This window comes from Mesorhizobium sp. P2_C5_2, assembly GCF_056404535.1.
Map to the genome: position 1 here is coordinate 398,798 of NZ_JBFUDV010000005.1, position 18,924 is coordinate 417,721.

The window sequence follows — 18,924 nt, forward strand, 5'->3', positions numbered from 1 at the left end:
AACAGGTTGATGGCGCTCGACAAGAACACCGATTTTGCGGAAGCAATGGCGGCAAATCGATGACATTAATCGAGCCGGAAGCTACCGGGCAGCGGAAAAGCAGGGACGAAAAGATGCGGATCGTCGTGAAGATCATCAAATGGCTGCTCGGTCTGGTCGTGCTGGCGGTTGCCGCCCTGTTTGCCTGGCTCTACATCGCGCCGCCCGAACTGATCCGCGTCGGTTCGGGCTATTCGGCCAAGATCGTCTGCTCGAATCTTTTTATCGCTGGACGCGACGCCAATGAGGTGCTCGCCATCGACGTGCAGGCGCCCGGCCATCCACTGCTCAAGCTGATGAAAGTGTCGATCGACAAGAACAGGGGGACCGTCTCGGCCGGGCTGCTTGGCTTCCTCGGCAAGAGCGTTGCCGTCGCGCGCGACGGGCTAGGTTGCGCCTCGGTTCCCGATGGTGATGTCGGCAAGGTACGGCGCACGACAATCCCTGCCGAAGCGTCGGCGGCAACCAAGGGCGATCTGTGGCCGGACGGAGATCGGGTCGATGCCTCGCAGAATCCCGAGATCGGCAAGATCCTCGACGATGCAGGGATGACCGGAACCGGCATGCGGGCGGTGGTGGTGGTGAAGAATGGCCGCATCGTCGCCGAGCGCTATGGCGACGGCTTTTCGGCGAAAACGCCGCTGCTCGGCTGGTCGATGACCAAGACGGTCAATGCCGCGCTCGTCGGCACGCTGGTCAAGGACGGCAAGATGGCGGTGACCAATCAGGGCCTGTTCGGCCCCTGGAAGCCGGACGGCCGCGCCGCCATCAGCCTTGCCGACATGATGGCGATGTCGAGCGGGCTGGAATTCAATGAGGACTATGGCGACGTCGCCGATGTAACGCGCATGCTCTACCTCGAGCCTGACATGGCAGGCTTCGCCGAATCCAAGCCGCTGACAGACGAAGTCGGCAAGGTCTTCTCCTATTCGAGCGGCACTGCGGTGATGCTGTCGCGGCTATGGCAGGACGCGATCGGCGACAAAGCCAAGGCGCTGGCGTGGCCGCGCACCGCGTTGTTCGCGCCGCTCGGTATGCAGAGCGCTGTGCTCGAAACCGACGAGCAGGGCACCTTCGTTGGCTCGTCCTATCTCTATGCCACGGGGCATGACTGGGCGCGCTTCGGCCAGTTCCTGCTGCAAGGCGGTGTGTGGAACGGCAACCAGATCCTGCCGGCCGGTTTCGTCGACTGGATGCGCGAACCGGCGCCAGCCTCGAAAGTCTATGGCAAGGGCCAGCTGTGGATCGAGGCTCCCGGAGACGAAGGAAACCCCGGCGCTGGCGTCGCCGCCGGGCTGCCCAAGGACACCTACTGGATGGAGGGCCATGACGGCCAGACGGTCGCCATCATCCCGTCGGAGCAGTTAGTGGTGGTGCGGCTGGGGCTGACCCCGGCCAAGCTTGGCTACCGGCCGCAGGTGATGCTTGGGGCAGTGATGAAGGCGCTGCACTAGCCTCTTGGCTGCGCGATCACCGCCAGCCAGGCATAACCGCGATAAAGCGTGCGGAAACGGAAGCTTGCGCCGGTTCGCCGAGATTCCGATTCCAAGACTTCGCGCAACGATTCACGCGGCGCGACGTGGAATTTTTTGAGCCAGCCGCGCAGCAATGTCCTGAACCAGTTGGGCAGGCCTTCCTGCTGACCGAAATCGACGACATGCAGCGAGCCGCCGGGTGCGAGTGCCGCGAGGGCTGCTGAAACCGTCTTTTCCCAACCGGGGATCATCGACAGCGAGTAGGAGACGAAGATGCGGTCGAAGCGCTCGACGCCGAACAACGCCTTGGCGTCGAAATCGGTGGCGTCGCCGCGCGCCAGCACGACGCGGCCGGACAGGCCTTCGCGGGCGACGGCAGCGCTGGCCGTCTCCAGCATCTCGGCCGAAATGTCGAGGCCGTAGAAACGGGCGTCGGGATAGCGGCGGGCGGCAAGCGCGATGTTGCGGCCGGTGCCGCAGCCGAGTTCGAGCACTGTGCCTTTCGTCGGCACATCCAGCCCCGATATCATCTGGTCTCGGCCGAGCAGATAGTATTTGCGGGTCAGGTCGTAGATGTGGCGCTGCCAGCGATAGACGCCGTCCATCAGTTCGGCATGGTCGGCCGGCAGCTCGCTCGTGCTCATGCCGCGCGCTTCACATAGAGGTGGAAGCCGCCATAGATCGCCGAGCGGTCGCGGGCCGAATAGTCTCGCGAGGCCTCGTCCTCGTAGTTCCACTGGTCGAGCAGCGAGGTGGAGACGCGGCCGGGCAGCAAGCTGGGTTCGGCGGCGGTGCGGAAGATGACGCGGGCGCCGACCGAAGCGGTGCGGGTGATCTCCGACCACAGCGCGTTGAGCTGGTCATCCGTCATCCAGTCCTGCGCGTCGAGCAGGATGAAGCGGTCGACCGTCCCGGCATCCTTGCCGGCCAGGAATTCGATCAGATTGGCGTGGTGGATGGCGACGCGACCGACATTGTTGCGTATCGTCCTGTAATTGCGCTCTTCGAGATAGGCGGGCAGGGCGGCCTCGCCCGGATTGGGATAGCGGCGGGCAAAGGCCTGCCAGGCGAAGTAGTTGTTCTTCAACGGAAAATCGCAAGCGAGCTTTTCCAGCCGTGCCTTCAGCACGCTGGCCATTGAGCCGTCGCCCGAGGTGATCAGCGAATCGTACTGCGCCGGCGGAATGCCGAGACCGAACAGCGAGGCCTTGCGAGATGTCGCCCAGCGCAAGAGCTTCTTGTCGAAGACCGGCGCCAGCTCTTCGTTGAAGAAGCGGCGCTGGTCGGCGATGCTCTTCGACGCCATGATGGCGGCGGGATCGACGCCGAAGAATTTGGCGGTGCGATGGCCCATGGCGATGAACAGGCCGAGCAGGCCGGTCTGGTAGAAATTGCGGTCGAAGACGGTGATGCGGCGGCGGCCGCGCCAGTTGCGGCGCTCCCAATAATGGCGGCTCACCGGATCGAGATGCGGCGCGATGAAGCGGTCATAGGCCTCCGAATTGTGGCTGGTGTCGGCGGCGCCGAAGAAGCGGAACAGATCGCCCTGCGAAGGCAAATGCCGCACCGCCTCCAGCTTCATCCGGTTCAGGGCGATGTGGGCGGCGTTGAGATCGACCGCGTCGACGCGCTCAGGCGACCGGGTCAGATAGGCCAGGATGTTGCAGCCGCCGGAGGCGATGGTGACGACGCGGTGGCCCTGGCCAAGCTGCATGGCCTCCATGTCGACTTCGGGGTCTTCCCAGATCTGCGGATAGACGAGGCCGGAAAACAGAAGCGCAAACAGCCGCTCGGAAAGGCCGGCCTTCGACAGCGGGCGGTTCTGGTAGACGGCTTTTCCAACTTCCTTGCCACGGCGAAAGACCAGATCTGCGGAGACGTCCGTCATGGCTAATGATTCCCCATTTGCTTTGGCGCAAGCGGGTAGCGCAGCGTCATGACAGGCCAGTGACAGGCTGTTGACGCTTCACGCTGTTGTTTTGACGCAAGTCGTTTTCCCGAAACGGATGAACAATTTTTGGGCGATGTGCATTAATCTTGGCCATACCCGCCCGGCGTCGGTGTCGTCAGGATGACGGCGTCACCGGCGTCGAGCACGGTCTGGTCGCAAGCCTTCAGCACATCGATCGTGCCGTCGTTGCGGCGGACTTTGGTTGAGCCCACTTCGCCATCGCCGCCGCCGTCGAGGCCTTGCGGCGGGCGATTGCGGTGCGAGGACAGGATGGCGCATTCCATCTTTTCGAGGAAGCGGATGGTGCGCTTTGTGCCGTCGCCAGCGCTCCATTTACCCTTGCCGCCGGATCCCTGGCGGATGTGGAAATCCTCGAGCAGGACGGGAAAGCGCAGTTCCAGCACCTCCGGATCGGTGAGGCGCGAATTGGTCATGTGGGTGTGGACGCCGGAGGTGCCGGCAAAGCCACGGCCGGAGTTCATCTGCCCGGCCGGCGAGCCGGAGCAGATGGTCTCGTAATACTGATACTGCTTGTTGCCGAAGGTCAGGTTGTTCATCGTGCCTTGCGCATTGGCCATCGCGCCCATCGCGCCGAACAGCGCGTTGGTGACATGCTGCGAGGTCTCGACATTGCCGGCGACGACGGCGGCGGGGTAGGCGGGCTTCAGCATCGAACCGTCGGGGATGATGATGTTGATTGGCCGCAGGCACCCGGCATTCATCGGGATCATGTCCTCGACCATGACACGGAAGGCATAGAGCACAGCCGCGCGAGCGACGGGCTCTGGCGCGTTGAAGTTGTTCTTCTCGACCTTCGATGTCCCGGTGAAGTCGACAGTCGCCTCGCGTTTTTGTCGGTCGACCGTGATCTTCACCTTGATCACCTGGCCGGTGTCGGTCGGGTATTCATACTGCGAACTGTCGGGCAGCCGCTCCAGCACGCGGCGCACGCTTTCGGCGGCATTGTCCTGGACATGGCCCATATAGGCTTCGACGACATCGAGACCGAAATGCGCGACCATCTTGCGCAGTTCCGCCACGCCCTTTTCATTGGCGGCGATCTGCGCCTTGAGGTCGGCGACGTTTTGATGTGGGTTGCGGGCGGGGTAGGTATGGTCGGTGAGCAGCGTCTGCAGCTCCGCCTCGCGGAATTTTCCGCGATCGACGACACGGAAATTGTCGAACAGCACGCCTTCCTCGTCGACCGTGGTGGCAAGCGGCGTCATCGAGCCGGGGGCGGTGCCGCCAATGTCGGCATGATGGCCGCGCGAGGCGGCCCAGAACAGGATTTCCTTCTTGGTGTCATCGAATACCGGCGTCACCACGGTGATATCAGGCAGATGCGTACCGCCATTGTAGGGTGCGTTCAGCGCAAAGACGTCGCCGGGGTGGATGTCGCCGGAGTTCAGCCGGATGATGGTTTCGACCGAGCGATCCATAGAGCCGAGATGCACCGGCATGTGCGGGGCGTTGGCGACCAGCGCGCCGTGGCGGTCGAAAACGGCGCAGGAAAAGTCCAGCCTTTCCTTGATGTTGACGGAATAGGCGGTGTTCTGCAGCGTGACGCCCATCTGTTCGGCGATCGACATGAAAAGGTTGTTGAAGACCTCCAGCATCACTGGATCGGCCTCGGTGCCGAGGGCAGCCGTGCGCACTTTCCGTTCCGTGCGGCGGATCACCACGTGATTGAGATTGGTGATTTCGGCGCGCCAGCCCGGCTCGACGACGATGGTCTGGTTCGGCTCGATGATCAGGGCGGGGCCTGGGACCAGATTGGAGGGGCGCAGATTTTCGCGGCGGTGGATGCCGGCCTCGTGCCATCGGCCTTCGGTGTAGATGCGCCGCGTTCCTGACGCGCCGGCTTCAACTCTTGCAGGTCCGGCAGGCGTATAGGCCTCGGCCCTGGTCTCGACGATCTCGGTGCCTTCGACGCCGACGGTTTCGACGATCATCGGCTTGTCGTCATAGACGAAACCGAACTGCGCCTTGTGAGCGATTTCGAAATCGCGCCTGGCCTGGAAGATCGAGTCCTGCTCGAAATTCACCGGCAGCGTCGTGTCGGTGCCGTCATAGCGAATGTGAAGCACCGGCCTTGCGGCAACCTTGTCCTCGCCGATGCCTTGCGCGGCGAGTTCGGCGATGACGGCCTTTTTCAACGTGGCAATGAGGCTGCCGATCTCGGCCCTGGACTCATCGGCAAGCGGCTTGAGCAGCGCCTGCTGGCGCGACGCGAAAACGGACGACAGGCCGATGCCATAGGCCGACAGCAGGCCGGAGAAGGGATGGATCAGCACCGCCTCCATGCCTAATGCGTCGGCAACCAGGCAGGCATGCTGGCCGCCGGCGCCGCCAAAACAGTTCAGGAGATATTCGGTGACGTCGTAGCCGCGCTGGACGGAGATTTTTTTGATGGCGTTGGCCATGTTTTCGACAGCGATGGTGACAAAACCTTCGGCGACGGCTTCCGGCGTGCGGCCATCGCCGATTTCGGCGGCGAGCGCTGCAAATTTCTTCCGTACCGCGGTCACATCCAGCGGCTGGTCCTGGCCGGGGCCGAAAATCGCCGGGAAGAAATCGGGCTGCAATTTGCCGAGCATGACATTGGCGTCTGTGACGGCAAGCGGGCCACCGCGCCTATAGGCAGCAGGTCCGGGATTGGCGCCGGCGGAATCCGGCCCGGCGCGGAAGCGGCCGGCTTCGTAATGCAGGATCGAGCCGCCGCCGGCGGCCACGGTATGGATGCGCATCATCGGCGCACGGATGCGCACGCCGGCGACCTCGGTGTCGAAGGCGCGCTCATACTCGCCGTCATAATGGGCAACGTCGGTGGAGGTGCCGCCCATGTCGAAGCCGATGACTTTCTCGAAGCCGGCGAGCTTCGCCGTCTCGACCATGCCGACGACACCGCCGGCCGGGCCGGACAACAGCGCATCCTTACCCTGGAACATGTCGGCAGCGGTGAGCCCGCCCGACGACATCATGAACATCAGCCGAGGGCTTTCCCTCCCCCTCGAGGGGAGGGTGGCGGCGGAGCCGCCGGGTGGGGTCGGATCGATTGGATTCGACTCACCGGCGGTGCCTTCTGAGAGGACCCCCTCTGGCCGCTTTGCCGACTGCCCTTCGCCATGGCTCCGGGCGTTCGTCGCTGAAAAAGCCAAATCGTTGGCTTTTTCTCGGCCTTCGGCCGACCGCTCCTCACCCCCCTCAAGGGGGGAGAGGACGCCCAGCTCGCCCGCCACCCTTTGCACATAGCGCGACAGGATCGGCGACAGATAGGCATCGACCACGGTGGTGTCGCCGCGGCCGACCAGCTTGATCAGCGGCGAGACCTCGTGGCTGACCGAAATCTGCGAAAAGCCGATCTTGCGGCAGACTTTCGCCACAGCCTTCTCGTGGTCGGGATATTTCCAGGCATGCATGAAGACAATGGCCACCGCATCGATGCCGTCGGCGCGGGCCTGTTCGATGGCGGGACGGCAGGCGGCGATGTCGAGCAGGCGCTCGACATCGCCATTGGCGCGCACACGCTCGTTGATCTCGATGACCCGCTCATAAAGCTGTTCGGGAAGGATGATCTCCTTGGCAAAGATGTCGGGCCGCGCCTGGTAGGCGATCTTCAGCGCATCGCGAAAGCCCTTGGTGATGAGCAGCAGCACGCGGTCGCCCTTGCGCTCTAGAAGCGCGTTGGTGGCGACGGTGGTGCCCATCTTGATGTCGCCGATCAGGCCGGACGGAATGGCGGCGCCAGATTTCAGGTCGAGCAACTCGCGGATTCCGGCTATGGCCGCGTCGGGGTAGGCCTCGGGGTTTTCCGACAGGAGTTTCCTGGGATGCAACCCGCCTTCCGGGTCGCGGCCGATCACGTCGGTAAAGGTGCCGCCGCGGTCGATCCAGAAGTCCCATTTCTTGTCCACGCAGAGCTCCGGCATTGCATTTGGTTTCAGACTGTTAGTGTGCCATCGCTCTGCCTGCAATCACCGCTCTGGATGTTACATCAGGAAACGCAACGTTACGAAACTCATGGCCGTCTGATGCATTTCCTCTTCGACCGTTCACCGGAACGTGAGCGCGTGTTGAAGGAGAGATGTCATGAAAAAGCTCATTCTTGCTTCCGTTTCCGCTCTGGCCCTGCTCGGCGTTGCCGCCTGCAGCGACAGTGGCACCGATAACACCACCACCCAGAGCACCAATCCGCCGGCCGCGGAGCAGCCGATGCAGCCGGCAAACCCTGATACCCCGAAGCCCGCAGAACCGGCTCCGGCAACACCTGCTCCTGCCGCCCCCGCGCAGTAGCAGCAGTCTCGGTCACTTTGATGTGACGGGAGAGGAGGCCGGCTTCGCGCCGGCCTTCCTGCGTTGAGGGCCACGCTGGGCGGTTTCTTGGGTTACGATCGGCTAATTCCTGTGATTTGCGGTCTGGGGCGTCGGTCGTTTGCGTAAATCGATCCACCCTGCGGCACTGTCTTGGCTTGATAGCGGTGGCCGGCGGCCCTAATAAGCGCTGATGTCGATTTGGGATCGCCTCGGCGAGTTCATCACCCGCGTTTCTTCTTCAGCCACTTCCGGCGTTGCCGACGTGGTCGAGGCCGTGCGTACTGTTTTCTCCGGTGACGCCGAACTGCGCAAGCAGGTTGCCTTCTCGGTGGCGATGATTGCGCTGTCGGCCAAGATGGCCAAGGCCGACGGCATCGTCACCCAGAACGAGGTGCGTGCGTTCCAGGAAATCTTCGAGGTGCCGAGGGACCAGACCCGCAATGTGGCGCGGCTCTACGATCTGGCCAAGCGCGACGTTGCCGGGTTCGAGACCTATGCAGAGCAGATGGCGCGGATGTGCGGTTCGGGTCATTCCAACTGCATGATGCTGGAAGACATACTCGACGGCCTGTTCCACATCGCCAAGGCCGACGGAGTGGTGCATGAGCGCGAGGGCATCTTCCTGCATCGCATTGCCGAAATATTCCGCATCGACGAGGCGCACTACGAAGCGATCATGGCCAGGCACGTCAATCTCGGCGCCGGCGATCCGTATGTCGTGCTCGGCATCGAGCGCGGCAAGCCGTTCGAAGAGGTCAGGAAGCGGTATCGCAAGCTGGTCTCCGACAACCATCCGGACCGACTGATTGCGCGCGGCCTGCCTCAGGAGTTCATCAAGATCGCGACGACAAGGGTTGCGGCGATCAACGCCGCCTACGAGATGATCGAGCGGGGCCTCAGGCACGCATGAGCGGCTTCCTGCCCGACGAGCCAGGCGCCGAGGTCAGGGTATCGCCGAATTTCGGCCCGCGGCGCGAGACGCTCACGCCCGACATGATCGTGCTGCACTATACCGGCATGGCGACGGGTGCTGCCGCCGAAGCCTGGCTGTGCGACCCCGCCAGCGAAGTCTCGTCGCACTACCTGGTCCACGAAGATGGCCGCATCATCCAGATGGTGCGCGAGAGCGACCGCGCCTGGCATGCCGGCGCAAGTTCATGGTTCGGGCGCACCGACATCAACTCCTGCTCGGTCGGCATCGAAATCGTCAATCCCGGCCATGCGCTCGGTTATTCGACCTTTCCCAAGAGGCAGATCGAGGCGGTGATCGGCCTCTGCAAAGGGATAATCGGGCGGCATTCCATCGCTGCTCAACGCGTGCTCGCCCATTCCGACATCGCGCCGGGGCGCAAGATCGACCCGGGCGAGAAATTCCCCTGGAAGGCGCTGTTTGCGGCCGGGGTCGGCCATCTCGTGCCTGCGGCCCCGATCCGGCGCGGCGCGGCGCTGAAAGCGAGCGATACCGGCGCCGAGGTCGAGGCGCTGCAGTCAATGCTGGCGCTCTATGGCTATGGCGTGGAGATATCCGGTGTCTTCGACCGCCAGACCGAAATCGTCGTCGAAGCGTTTCAGCGGCATTTCCGGCCACGCCTGGTGGATGGCATCGCCGACGGCTCGACGATCCGCACGCTCCAAAGCCTGCTGACTTCCCTTAGGGCAGTCTCGTCCAAATAGTCTTTCCCAGGTTCTTTAAGTTACAGCCTGTCACTCAAAGTGAATTGCCTCGCCTTGTTCGACACCAATTCGGCCCTCAAAGGCAGTTCGTGCAAGTTATCAGGCCTTCATCCCCCCGGAAGTCCCGATATTGATTAGGCGTTGCTGCGTGAAGATCTTCGCGCGGCCCAGACAGAACAGGACCACATGCAGAAATTGACCGTTGTAACGGCAGCTATAACTGCCGGCGTGATGACTTTTGCCTTCAGCGCGGCCGATGCCGCGCCACTGAGCCAGAGGGCAGACCAGGGCTTCTTCACCGCACCCGCCAAAACCGCCATGACGAAAGCGAACCCAAAAGCAAAAAGGGCAACCACCGCAAAAGTGCAGAAAGCAGCGGTGGTGAAGGCCAGAAAAGCGACGGCCAAAAGGCATCTGAAGCGCGGCAGGAAAAGCGTCGACCTGACGACGACCGCGTCGATCGGTCCAAGCACCGCAGCGGAATCGACGGCGGCGGCCGCCCTCGGCGGCCAATATTCGGCGATCATTGCCCGCTATGCGGCGGCCGAAGGCGTGCCGGTATCGCTGGCCAAGGCGGTCATCAAGATCGAGAGCAACTACCGGCCGAACATCGTTGGCAGCGCCGGCGAGATCGGCCTGATGCAGATCAAGCCGGCAACGGCGCGGATGATGGGCTACAGCGGATCGACCAAGGGTCTGTTCGATCCCGACACCAACATCAAATACGGCATGAAGTATCTCGCCATGGCGCGCAACCTCGGCGGCGGCACGACCTGCGGCACAATCCTGAAATACAATGCCGGCCATGCCGCGACGCGGATGAACCCGGTGTCGGCCGCCTATTGCGGCAAGGTCAAGGTGCAGATGGCAGCCCTTGGATCTCCGGCATAAGTCTGCTTTTTCATTTGCGTTTTGGAACGTGAACCCCTTTATACGCTCTGCCAGCTGGCCGGGCGGCCGCACCCGCAAAGCCGAAAGGCTGCGGGTGAGGAAAGTCCGGGCTCCATGGGAACACGGTGCCGGTTAATGGCCGGCGGGGGCGACCCCAGGGAAAGTGCCACAGAAAGCAAACCGCCACGATTTATCGGGGTAAGGGTGAAAGGGTGGGGTAAGAGCCCACCGCGCGACTGGCAACAGGAGCGGCACGGTAAACCCCACCGGGAGCAAGACCGAATAGGGACGGTGCGAGGGGAAACCTTCGAGGGCTGTTTCCGGCTCACCGTCCGGGTAGGTTGCGTGAGGCGCATGGCAACATGCGCCCAAGATGAATGGCCGCCACGTTCTCGTCCCGCAAGGGGCGAGGGCCATACAAAACCCGGCTTACAGGCCAGCTGGCAATTCTCCACAATATCGAAAATCTTTTGAGATCAGCAGGTTGCGCCCTCGGGCGCGCCTGTTGATTCAAGCCCCGATCTTGTCCAGCGATGCCTCGATCGCCTGCCAGAGTTCTTCCACCGGCTCGCAACCCACCGACAGGCGCACGAAGCCTGGCGGAACAGCGTCGCCTCGCTTGGCCCGCCGTTCGGCGGACGTGTGGACGCCGCCGAACGAGGTCGCCGCCTGCATCAGTGTGCAGTTGTTGATGAAATCCTCGGCCTTGTCCTCGGAGGCGACTTCGAAGGAGACGAGGAAGCCGAAGCGCTCCATCTGGGCGCGGGCGAGATTGTGCGACGGGTCCCCTTCCAGGCCGGGATAACGCAGGCCGCTCACCGCGTGATGGTTTCTAAGGCGCTTCGCGATCACCTCGGCGGAAGTGCACATGCGGTCGAAACGTACGTCCAGCGTCTCCAGGCCGCGATGCACCAGCCAGGCCTCGAACGGCCCGGGAATGCCGCCGGCGGTCTCGCGCCAGCCGGTGACGGCGGCGATGATGTCGGGATTGCGGCTGGCGACGTGGCCGAACAGCACGTCGGAATGACCATTGGCCGCCTTGGTGTCGGCGGCAACGACAATGTCGGCGCCGAGATCGAGCGGGCGCTGGCCGAACGGCGTCATCGTCGTATTGTCGACGACAACGATCGCGCCCGCCCTGTGGGCAGCCTCGGCGACGGCTGTGATGTCGCAGATGTCCAGTCGCGGATTTGACGGGGTCTCCACATAGACAAGGCGATAGCCGTCGAAGCCGCCGTCGAGAAAGGCCGATGTCGGCCTGAGATCATAGGTGATGCCGAACGGTTTGAGGAAACGCTCAGCCAGCGCCCGTGTGGCGTGATAGCCGTCCGAAGGCAAAAGCACGCGGTCGCCTGTTTTCAGCAGGCCAAAGAACACCGCCGAGATCGCCGCCATTCCCGAGGGAAAGCCGACGCAAGGCGCGTCTTCCAGATGCGCCAGCATGTGCTCGACCGCGTCCCAGGTGGCGTTGCTGTAACGGCCATATTGACTGTAGCCGGCGCCGTCGCCCGGGTTGTGGAAAATGGCGGCCATGGTCAGGGGCAAAGGGATCGGATCGCCTTTGGCAAGTCCGTCGCGACGCAGATGGGCAAGGGAGGCCGCGCGTGACCTGGCTGTTTCGGACATGGATTTTCTAACCTTGTTGCTGAGCGGAAAAGACGGCTGACGCTATGCGCGGCAGCGGTGCACGGCAACCCGCCTCCGGTTGGGCCAAGGCCGCTCTAAACGGTTCGTTAGGCTTAATGGGAGATAAAGACGGGAGTGCTGTCAGAGCTGCTCTCACCGGTTGTGGCGCGCGCGTTTGTGAAGCCTGATCCCGTTGACGCCCATAGTGCCCCATGATATCCCATTTCGATACCAAAGCCTTCGTTCCGCGTCAGGGTAAAGCGTACGCCAATCGGGCAGCCGCGGCGGCTGTGCGTTTGCGGGGTTTTGCTGTTGGGACCGAAGCAGATTTTCGGCAGGGGACGCGCTTCGGCGCGGACGAAAACATGGAGAGGGGTGCGGCGGCGGAAGCGGCTGTAACGTGTCATGGACCGGTTTCTGTCAAGCGCGGTGAACAGGATCGATGCGAAGGGGCGGGTCTCCGTTCCGGCGCATTTCCGCGCGGTCGTGCAGAAGCGTGGCTATTCGGAGCTCTATGCGCTGCGCGGCCTGGACGTTCCGGCGATGGATGTCGGCGGTCTCGACCTGCTCGACCGCTACGAACAGCGCATCGCGCTGGAGGATCCTTTCCTGCAGACGGCGGACGACATGTCGTTCTTCTGCCATGGCGACGGGACGTTCCTGAAGCTCGACCAGGACGGCCGCATCACGATGAGCGATTTCATTCGCGAGCATACGGGCATCACGAGCGAAGTGGCCTTTGTCGGCCGCGGCAATTTCTTTCAAGTCTGGGAACCGGGGCGGCTTGCCGCCTATGGAGCGCAGGCGCGCGCCCGGCTTTTGCAGCTTCGGCAGGGGACGAAGCCTGGGGAGCGACCGGAATGATGGCGGATCACGGCGATGATATCAGCGCCGTTGGCGGATCGGTCCGCCACATTCCGGTCCTCCTTGCCGAAGTGCTGGAAGCGCTCTCGCCCAAAGCCGGCGATGTGATCGTCGACGGCACGTTCGGCGCGGGTGGCTACACCAAGGCGATCCTGGCAAGCGGCGCCTCGGTGGTGGCGATCGATCGCGATCCGGACGCCATTGCCGCTGGACGCAGCCTGGAACAGCAATCCGCCGGCCGGCTGAGGCTGGTGCAAGCGCCGTTCTCGACGCTGGACGAGCAGGTCGAAAGCGCCGACGGCGTTGTGCTCGATATCGGCATTTCCTCCATGCAGGTCGACCAGGCCGAGCGCGGCTTTTCGTTCCGTGCCGACGGGCCGCTCGACATGCGCATGGCGCAGGCCGGCTTGAGCGCTGCCGATGTCGTCAATTCGTTCAAGACGGGCGATCTCGCCCGCATCTTCGGCTTCCTTGGCGAGGAGCGCAACGCCGGCCGCATCGCCCGCATGATCGAGAGCCGCCGCGAAAAACGTCCGTTCGAGCGCACGCTCGACCTTGCCGACGCCATCGAGACGCATATCGGCCGCGCGCCGAAGGACAAGATCCATCCGGCCACCCGCGTCTTCCAGGCGCTGCGCATTTTCGTCAACGACGAGCTTGGCGAACTGGCCAAGGCCCTGGTCGCCTCCGAGCGCGTGCTGAAGCCCGGTGGGCGGCTTGCCGTGGTGACATTCCATTCGCTGGAAGACCGCATCGTCAAGCGTTTCATCGCCGACCGCGCCGACGCGGTGACCGGCTCGCGTCATATGCCCGAGGCGCATGCGCGCAGCGCGACCTTCCGCAAGGCCGGTGGCGGCGTGACGCCCGGTGATGCTGAAATATCCACCAATCCGCGGGCGCGTTCGGCCAGGCTGCGCGCTGCGATCCGCACCGAGGCGCCGGCGCGCGCCGGCGATCTTTCGATTTTCGGCCTTCCAAAGCTTCCCGGCATCCAGGCGCCGCGAGAGAGGTGAATAAGTGTTTCGAACCAGCGACATAGTCCTGATCGCCGTCATGGTCTCGGCCGCGGCCCTGACCTACAAGACCAAGCGCGAGGCCGAGGAACAGCAGGCTTCGGTGCAGCAGATCGAGGCGCAGATCCGCTATGAGGAGGACACGATCGACCTGCTCAAGGCCGACTGGAGCTTGCTGACCCAGCCGTCGCGCCTGCAGAAGCTGGCTGAAACCTACAAATCGCAGCTCGCACTCGAGCCGGTCAATGCGCGACAGATCGTCGGTCTCGACGATCTTCCGGCAAAACCGCTCAACATCGAGGACCTGTCGTCGCAGCGGCTTGGCGGCATGGCCGACAATTCCGGCAAAGGACCAGCCGACAGCAAGGATCCCGTGGTGACCGGAGCCATCGTCCAATGATCGCCAAACTTCCATCGATCGGCAAATTGCTGAAGCGTCGCGCAAGGACCGGTGAGGACGGCTCGATCGTCGTCGAAGGCGCGCGCAAGGCGACCGGCGGCAAGGCCAAGACCCGCATCATCATGACGATGGCGGTGTTCTTCGGCATCTATTCGACCATCGCCGGGCGGCTGGTCTATCTCGGTTTCCAGTCCCCCGACATGTCGGGCGGGCCGCAAAGCCGGGTGACGGCGTCGCGTCCCGACATCGTCGACCGCAACGGCGAAGTGCTGGCGACCGACATCAAGACGGCATCGCTGTTTGCCGAGCCGCGCCGCATCGTCGATGCCGACGAGGCGATCGAAAAGCTGTCGACCATTCTGCCTGACATCGACCCCGAGCAGACCTACCACAAGCTCAAGAGCGGCGCCGGCTTCGTCTGGCTGCAGCGGCAGCTGACGCCCAAGCAGCAGGCCGACATCATGCAGCTCGGCATTCCCGGTATCGGCTTTCGCACCGAAAAGCGCCGCTTCTATCCGGCCGGCGTGACCTCGTCCTACATTGTCGGCCTCACCAACATCGACAATCAGGGCATCTCCGGCATGGAGAAATACATTGACGAGCAGGGCCTGAGCGACCTGCAGGCCTCAGGCCTTGCGATCGCCAAGGATTTGAAGCCGGTGCAGCTGTCTATCGATCTGCGCGTCCAGCATGTGGTGCGCGACGAGATTGCCGCCGGCCTGGAGCGCTATCGCGCCATGGGCGCCGGCGCCGTCGTGCTCAACATCAAGACCGGCGAAGTGGTGGCGATGGCCTCGGTGCCGGATTTCGATCCGAACAATCCCTTTAATGCACAGGACAAGGACCGCCTGAACCGCATGTCGGCCGGCCTCTATGAGATGGGCTCTACGTTCAAGAGCTTTACCTCGGCAATGGCGCTCGATTCCGGCAAGGCTAACATGAACAGCCGTTTCGACGCGTCACACCCGATCCGTGTCGGCCATCAGGCCATCCACGATTTCCATGGCAAGAACCGCGTGCTGTCATTGCCGGAGGTGTTCCTTTACTCCTCCAACATCGGATCGGCCCGTGAGGCCGAAATGGTCGGCATCGAGGGGCACCGCGAATTCCTGCATCGCCTCGGCCTTTTGGACAGGATGCAGACCGAACTGCCTGAAGTCGCGCGCCCGACCGAACCGAAGGTCTGGAAACAGGTCAACTCCTTCACCATCGCGTTCGGCCATGGCGTGTCGACGACGCCGCTGCAGGCCGCTGTCGGCTGCGCGGCGCTGATGCAGGGCTACCTGATCCCGCCGACTTTCCTGGTCCGCAGCGAGCAGGATGCCATGGCGGTGGCCAAGAGAGTGGTCAGCGAAAAGACTGTGGAGGGCATGCGCTACCTCTACACGCTCAATGCCGAGAAAGGCTCGGCCAGAAACGCCAGGGCCCCCGGCTACCGCGTTGGCGGCAAGACTGGAACCGCCGAGAAGGTCATCAATGGCCGCTACTCGAAGGAACTGAATTTCAACACCTTCGTCGCTGCCTTCCCGATGGACGATCCGCAGTATCTGGTGTTTACGATTGCCGACGCTCCGCACCCGGAAAAGCCCGGGATGACCGACGTCGCCGCCAACAATGCGGGTGTTATGGCCGGAAACATCATCAGGCGGGCAGCCGCCATGCTTGGCGTGAAGCCAGATTTCAGCCATGAAAATGGTGCAACGCTGGTTTCCTATCAGTGATTCTTAGGGCGCGCCGGCAACTGCGCGCTATTTTGTTGAGACAAACGGGGTTCGATGCACCTGAGAGATTTAGCCGGTATCCTGCCTGTCGAGGGAACAGCTTCCCGCGATGTGGAGGTAACCGGGATTTCGTCGGATTCCCGCCAGGTCAAACCGGGCGTCGTCTTCTTCGCGCTCGCCGGCAGCAAGGCGGATGGCACCGCCTATGCCGCTGATGCGGCTAAGCGCGGCGCGGCGGCGATTGTTGTGGGCAAGGCCAGTTCCGTTACCGGCCTGTCTGTCCCGCTTCTCACAGTCGAGGACCCGCGCCTGGCGCTGGCGCTGAGTGCAGCGCGCTTCTTCGGCAAGCAGCCTGAGACCATGGTCGCGGTCACCGGCACCGCGGGTAAGACCTCGGTCGCAGCCTTCACCAGACAGATCTGGGGGCAGGCCGGCTTTGCCGCCGCGTCGATCGGCACCACCGGCGTGGTAGCGCCCGGCCGCAATGATTATGGCTCGCTGACCACGCCCGATCCTGTGGCTTTGCATCAACTGCTCAAGGAATTGGCTGAGGCCGGCGTCACCCACGCCTCGATGGAAGCTTCCAGCCACGGTCTCGACCAGCGCCGTCTCGATGGCGTGAAGCTCGCCGCCGGCGGCTTCACCAATCTTGGCCGCGACCATATGGATTACCATCCGACGGTCGAGGACTATCATCGCGCCAAATTGCGTCTGTTCGACACGCTGCTGCCGAAAGGCGCGCCGGCCGTCATTTTTGCCGACGATCCTTGGTCCTTCCCTACGATAAAGGCAGCGCAGGCTGCGGGGCTCAATGTGCTGACGGTCGGCCGCCATGGCGATTTCCTGCGGTTGAAGCGGGTCGAGCACGAGCGCCACCGCCAGCGCGCCGAAGTCGAAGCCGACGGCGTGCTCCACGAGATCGACCTGCCGCTGGCTGGCGACTTCCAGATCGCCAACGCCCTGGTTTCGGCAGGTCTGGCGATTTCCACTGGAACACCAGTCGCCAAGGCCTTGATGGCCTTGGAGAAACTCCAGGGCGCGCCGGGACGGCTGGACCTTGTCGGCGCGACCGCCAATGGCGCGCCGGTCTATGTCGACTATGCCCACAAGCCGGATGCGCTGGAAAATGTGCTGGCTGCGGTGCGGCCGTTCACTACTGGCCGTGTCATCGTCGTGTTCGGCTGCGGCGGTGATCGCGACCGGGGCAAAAGGCCGATTATGGGCGAGATCGCCACCCGGCTGGCCGATGTGGTCATCGTCACCGACGACAATCCGCGCTCGGAAGTGCCGGAAACTATCCGCGCCGCGATTTTGGCAGCCGCGCCCGGCGCTATCGAGATCGGCGACCGCCGCAAGGCGATCCACGAAGCGGTCGCGATGCTGAAGGCCGGCGATACGCTGATCGTTGCCGGCAAGGGCCATGAAGAAGGCCAGACCATCGGCGCCGAGACATTTCCTTTCTCAGACCATGAGGAAGTCCGCTCGGCGTTGCGGGAGCGGGCCGCATGAGCGTGCTCTGGACCGCCGATGCGCTGGTCGACGCCATGGGCGGACGGCCGCTCGGGCCGATGCCGGAGGGCATATCGGGGATCTCGATCGACAGCCGCAGCCTGCAGCCGGGCGATGCTTTCTTCGCCATCAGGGGCGAGGCGATGGATGGCCATGATTTCGCGACCGCGGCGATCAAGGCCGGCGCCGGCGTTCTGGTTGTCGCCGAGGGTAAATTGCCGTCGCTCGGGCGGCTGACGGCGCCGATGATCGTGGTGCAGGATGTGCTGGCGGCGCTCGAGAAGCTCGGCGTTGCCGCCCGCGCGCGTTCGAAGGCGAAGATCATCGCGGTCACCGGCTCGGCCGGCAAGACCACCACCAAGGAAGCGCTGCGCCATGTGCTGTCGGCCGTCGGCAAGGTGCATGCCTCGGCGCAGTCGTTCAACAATCACTGGGGCGTGCCACTGACCTTGGCACGCATGCCCGACGATTGCGACTACGCGGTGTTCGAGATCGGCATGAACCATCCCGGCGAGATCCGGCCGCTGGTCAAGATGGTCCGGCCGCATGTTGTCATTGTCACGCTTATCGCCGCCGCGCATCTCGGCTTCTTCAAAAATCTCGACGAGATCGCCAAGGCCAAGGCCGAGATTTTTGAAGGGATCGAGCCCGGCGGTGCTGCATTGCTCAACCGTGACGATACGCGCTGGAAGCTGCTCGACAAAATGGCACGCGCGGCCGGCGTCGAACATGTCTTCGGCTTCGGCGAAAATGCGCGCTCAACCTACAAGCTCACCAAATGTGAGCTGCATGCCGATCATTCCGACATCACCGCCAGGATCGGCGGGCAGGATGTGACGGCTCGCATCGGCGCGCCCGGCCGCCACATGGTGCAGAATGTGCTCGCTGTTCTGGGCGCTGCGCATCTCGTTGAGGCCGACCTCGGCAAGGTGGCGGAGGCGCTCGCCGATCTCTCGGCCGAACGCGGCCGAGGCAAGCGCCATGTGCTGCGCCACCCCAAAGGACCGATCACGCTGATCGACGAGAGCTACAACGCCAATCCGGCGTCGATGGCTGCTGCCATGGCACTGCTTAATGCGACGCCTGTCACGGGCGAGGGGCGGCGGATTGCCGTGCTCGGCGACATGCTCGAGCTCGGCGACCATTCGGCCAAGCTCCACGCAGCCCTTGCCGAACTGATCGTCGGCACAGGCACGAACACGGTCTTTCTCGGCGGCCCTGAAATGCGGGCGTTGGCCGATATCCTGCCCGACGAGATCACGTCGGAGTATCGCGCCGGCGCCGAGGAGTTGAAGCCGCTGCTGTTGTCGACGCTGAAGGCCGGCGACGTAGTGATGATCAAATCGTCGAAAGGCATCGGCTTTTCAAAACTGGTCGAGGCCTTGCTCGGCAAATATCCGGCGGAAGCCGCAGGCACGAAACAGAACTAGTCCCGGGGGACGGAATC

Annotated in this window: 15 protein-coding genes and 1 other RNA gene; 12 read left to right on the forward strand and 4 right to left on the reverse strand. The window is 63.4% G+C overall.

Annotation, left to right across the window (positions count from 1 at the left end):
- Positions 1 to 113: 113 nt before the first annotated feature.
- Positions 114 to 1,493 carry a serine hydrolase domain-containing protein gene (locus AC1D1B_RS20410; protein WP_477334239.1) on the forward strand — a complete coding sequence of 460 codons (1,380 nt, stop codon included), beginning with the start codon at positions 114 to 116 and terminating at the stop codon, positions 1,491 to 1,493.
- On the opposite strand, the gene AC1D1B_RS20415 is transcribed toward AC1D1B_RS20410, so the two are convergent.
- The 3 genes from AC1D1B_RS20415 to AC1D1B_RS20425 all read right to left on the reverse strand — a co-directional run bounded on the left by AC1D1B_RS20415 (position 1,490) and on the right by AC1D1B_RS20425 (position 7,379).
- Positions 1,490 to 2,158 (reverse strand): class I SAM-dependent methyltransferase, encoded by a 669-nt coding sequence (locus AC1D1B_RS20415; protein WP_477334240.1) that lies wholly within the window; start codon positions 2,156 to 2,158, stop codon positions 1,490 to 1,492. The genes AC1D1B_RS20410 and AC1D1B_RS20415 overlap by 4 nt on opposite strands.
- Positions 2,155 to 3,402, reverse strand: a complete 1,248-nt coding sequence (locus tag AC1D1B_RS20420; protein WP_477334241.1) for a BtaA family protein — start codon at positions 3,400 to 3,402, stop codon at positions 2,155 to 2,157. Before AC1D1B_RS20420 ends, AC1D1B_RS20415 begins: the two co-directional genes overlap by 4 nt.
- A gap of 143 nt (positions 3,403 to 3,545) precedes the next feature.
- The gene (locus AC1D1B_RS20425) at positions 3,546 to 7,379 is read right to left on the reverse strand and encodes a hydantoinase B/oxoprolinase family protein (RefSeq protein WP_477334242.1); all 3,834 of its coding nucleotides are present in this window, start codon (positions 7,377 to 7,379) and stop codon (positions 3,546 to 3,548) included.
- A gap of 175 nt (positions 7,380 to 7,554) precedes the next feature.
- Here AC1D1B_RS20425 and AC1D1B_RS20430 point away from each other — a divergent pair, with 175 nt between their 5' ends.
- From AC1D1B_RS20430 to rnpB, 5 genes are all read left to right on the forward strand, one after another.
- Complete coding sequence (locus tag AC1D1B_RS20430) at positions 7,555 to 7,758, forward strand: hypothetical protein (RefSeq protein WP_181055739.1); 204 nt, start codon at positions 7,555 to 7,557, stop codon at positions 7,756 to 7,758.
- A 211-nt stretch (positions 7,759 to 7,969) separates the two neighbouring features.
- On the forward strand, positions 7,970 to 8,689 hold the full coding sequence (locus AC1D1B_RS20435; RefSeq protein ID WP_477334243.1) for a TerB family tellurite resistance protein: 720 nt from the start codon (positions 7,970 to 7,972) through the stop codon (positions 8,687 to 8,689).
- A complete protein-coding gene (locus AC1D1B_RS20440; protein ID WP_477334244.1) occupies positions 8,686 to 9,453 on the forward strand; it encodes an N-acetylmuramoyl-L-alanine amidase in 768 nt (255 codons plus the stop codon). The genes AC1D1B_RS20435 and AC1D1B_RS20440 overlap by 4 nt, the downstream gene beginning before the upstream one ends.
- Positions 9,454 to 9,639: 186 nt before the next feature.
- Positions 9,640 to 10,344 carry a lytic transglycosylase domain-containing protein gene (locus AC1D1B_RS20445; protein WP_477334245.1) on the forward strand — a complete coding sequence of 235 codons (705 nt, stop codon included), beginning with the start codon at positions 9,640 to 9,642 and terminating at the stop codon, positions 10,342 to 10,344.
- 50 nt (positions 10,345 to 10,394) lie between these two features.
- An RNA gene (gene rnpB, locus AC1D1B_RS20450) (RNase P RNA component class A) lies at positions 10,395 to 10,792 on the forward strand.
- Between the two features lie 62 nt (positions 10,793 to 10,854).
- On the opposite strand, the gene AC1D1B_RS20455 is transcribed toward rnpB, so the two are convergent.
- Entirely contained in the window at positions 10,855 to 11,970 is a 1,116-nt protein-coding gene (locus AC1D1B_RS20455) for a cystathionine gamma-lyase (protein ID WP_477334246.1), read from the reverse strand.
- Positions 11,971 to 12,375: 405 nt separating this feature from the next.
- On the opposite strand from AC1D1B_RS20455, the gene mraZ reads away from it, so the two are divergent.
- From mraZ to AC1D1B_RS20485, 6 genes are read left to right on the forward strand one after another with little or no spacing between them, the layout of a single operon-like run.
- Complete coding sequence (gene mraZ / locus AC1D1B_RS20460; protein ID WP_477334247.1) at positions 12,376 to 12,834, forward strand: division/cell wall cluster transcriptional repressor MraZ; 459 nt, start codon at positions 12,376 to 12,378, stop codon at positions 12,832 to 12,834.
- Positions 12,831 to 13,847 (forward strand): 16S rRNA (cytosine(1402)-N(4))-methyltransferase RsmH, encoded by a 1,017-nt coding sequence (rsmH, locus tag AC1D1B_RS20465; RefSeq protein WP_477334248.1) that lies wholly within the window; start codon positions 12,831 to 12,833, stop codon positions 13,845 to 13,847. The genes mraZ and rsmH overlap by 4 nt, the downstream gene beginning before the upstream one ends.
- Positions 13,848 to 13,851: 4 nt before the next feature.
- Positions 13,852 to 14,247, forward strand: coding sequence for a cell division protein FtsL (gene ftsL / locus AC1D1B_RS20470; RefSeq protein ID WP_477334249.1), 396 nt, complete (start codon positions 13,852 to 13,854; stop codon positions 14,245 to 14,247).
- Positions 14,244 to 15,968: a peptidoglycan D,D-transpeptidase FtsI family protein gene (locus AC1D1B_RS20475; RefSeq protein ID WP_477334250.1), complete on the forward strand. Its 1,725-nt coding sequence runs from the start codon at positions 14,244 to 14,246 to the stop codon at positions 15,966 to 15,968. Before ftsL ends, AC1D1B_RS20475 begins: the two co-directional genes overlap by 4 nt.
- Positions 15,969 to 16,022: 54 nt before the next feature.
- A complete protein-coding gene (locus AC1D1B_RS20480; RefSeq protein WP_477334251.1) occupies positions 16,023 to 17,477 on the forward strand; it encodes a UDP-N-acetylmuramoyl-L-alanyl-D-glutamate--2,6-diaminopimelate ligase in 1,455 nt (484 codons plus the stop codon).
- Positions 17,474 to 18,907 (forward strand): UDP-N-acetylmuramoylalanyl-D-glutamyl-2,6-diaminopimelate--D-alanyl-D-alanine ligase, encoded by a 1,434-nt coding sequence (locus AC1D1B_RS20485; RefSeq protein ID WP_477334252.1) that lies wholly within the window; start codon positions 17,474 to 17,476, stop codon positions 18,905 to 18,907. Before AC1D1B_RS20480 ends, AC1D1B_RS20485 begins: the two co-directional genes overlap by 4 nt.
- Positions 18,908 to 18,924: the final 17 nt, after the last annotated feature.

Excerpts from the sequence above, each read along its gene's own strand:
- AC1D1B_RS20485 (WP_477334252.1), top strand. The coding sequence starts at position 17,474 with ATGAGCGTGCTCTGGACCGCCGATGCGCTGGTCGACGCCATGGGCGGA.
- AC1D1B_RS20475 (WP_477334250.1), top strand. The coding sequence starts at position 14,244 with ATGATCGCCAAACTTCCATCGATCGGCAAATTGCTGAAGCGTCGCGCA.
- rsmH (WP_477334248.1), top strand. The coding sequence starts at position 12,831 with ATGATGGCGGATCACGGCGATGATATCAGCGCCGTTGGCGGATCGGTC.
- AC1D1B_RS20455 (WP_477334246.1), bottom strand. The coding sequence starts at position 11,970 with ATGTCCGAAACAGCCAGGTCACGCGCGGCCTCCCTTGCCCATCTGCGT.
- AC1D1B_RS20430 (WP_181055739.1), top strand. The coding sequence starts at position 7,555 with ATGAAAAAGCTCATTCTTGCTTCCGTTTCCGCTCTGGCCCTGCTCGGC.
- AC1D1B_RS20480 (WP_477334251.1), top strand. The coding sequence starts at position 16,023 with ATGCACCTGAGAGATTTAGCCGGTATCCTGCCTGTCGAGGGAACAGCT.
- AC1D1B_RS20440 (WP_477334244.1), top strand. The coding sequence starts at position 8,686 with ATGAGCGGCTTCCTGCCCGACGAGCCAGGCGCCGAGGTCAGGGTATCG.
- mraZ (WP_477334247.1), top strand. The coding sequence starts at position 12,376 with ATGGACCGGTTTCTGTCAAGCGCGGTGAACAGGATCGATGCGAAGGGG.
- AC1D1B_RS20420 (WP_477334241.1), bottom strand. The coding sequence starts at position 3,402 with ATGACGGACGTCTCCGCAGATCTGGTCTTTCGCCGTGGCAAGGAAGTT.
- AC1D1B_RS20445 (WP_477334245.1), top strand. The coding sequence starts at position 9,640 with ATGCAGAAATTGACCGTTGTAACGGCAGCTATAACTGCCGGCGTGATG.
- AC1D1B_RS20435 (WP_477334243.1), top strand. The coding sequence starts at position 7,970 with ATGTCGATTTGGGATCGCCTCGGCGAGTTCATCACCCGCGTTTCTTCT.
- AC1D1B_RS20410 (WP_477334239.1), top strand. The coding sequence starts at position 114 with ATGCGGATCGTCGTGAAGATCATCAAATGGCTGCTCGGTCTGGTCGTG.
- AC1D1B_RS20415 (WP_477334240.1), bottom strand. The coding sequence starts at position 2,158 with ATGAGCACGAGCGAGCTGCCGGCCGACCATGCCGAACTGATGGACGGC.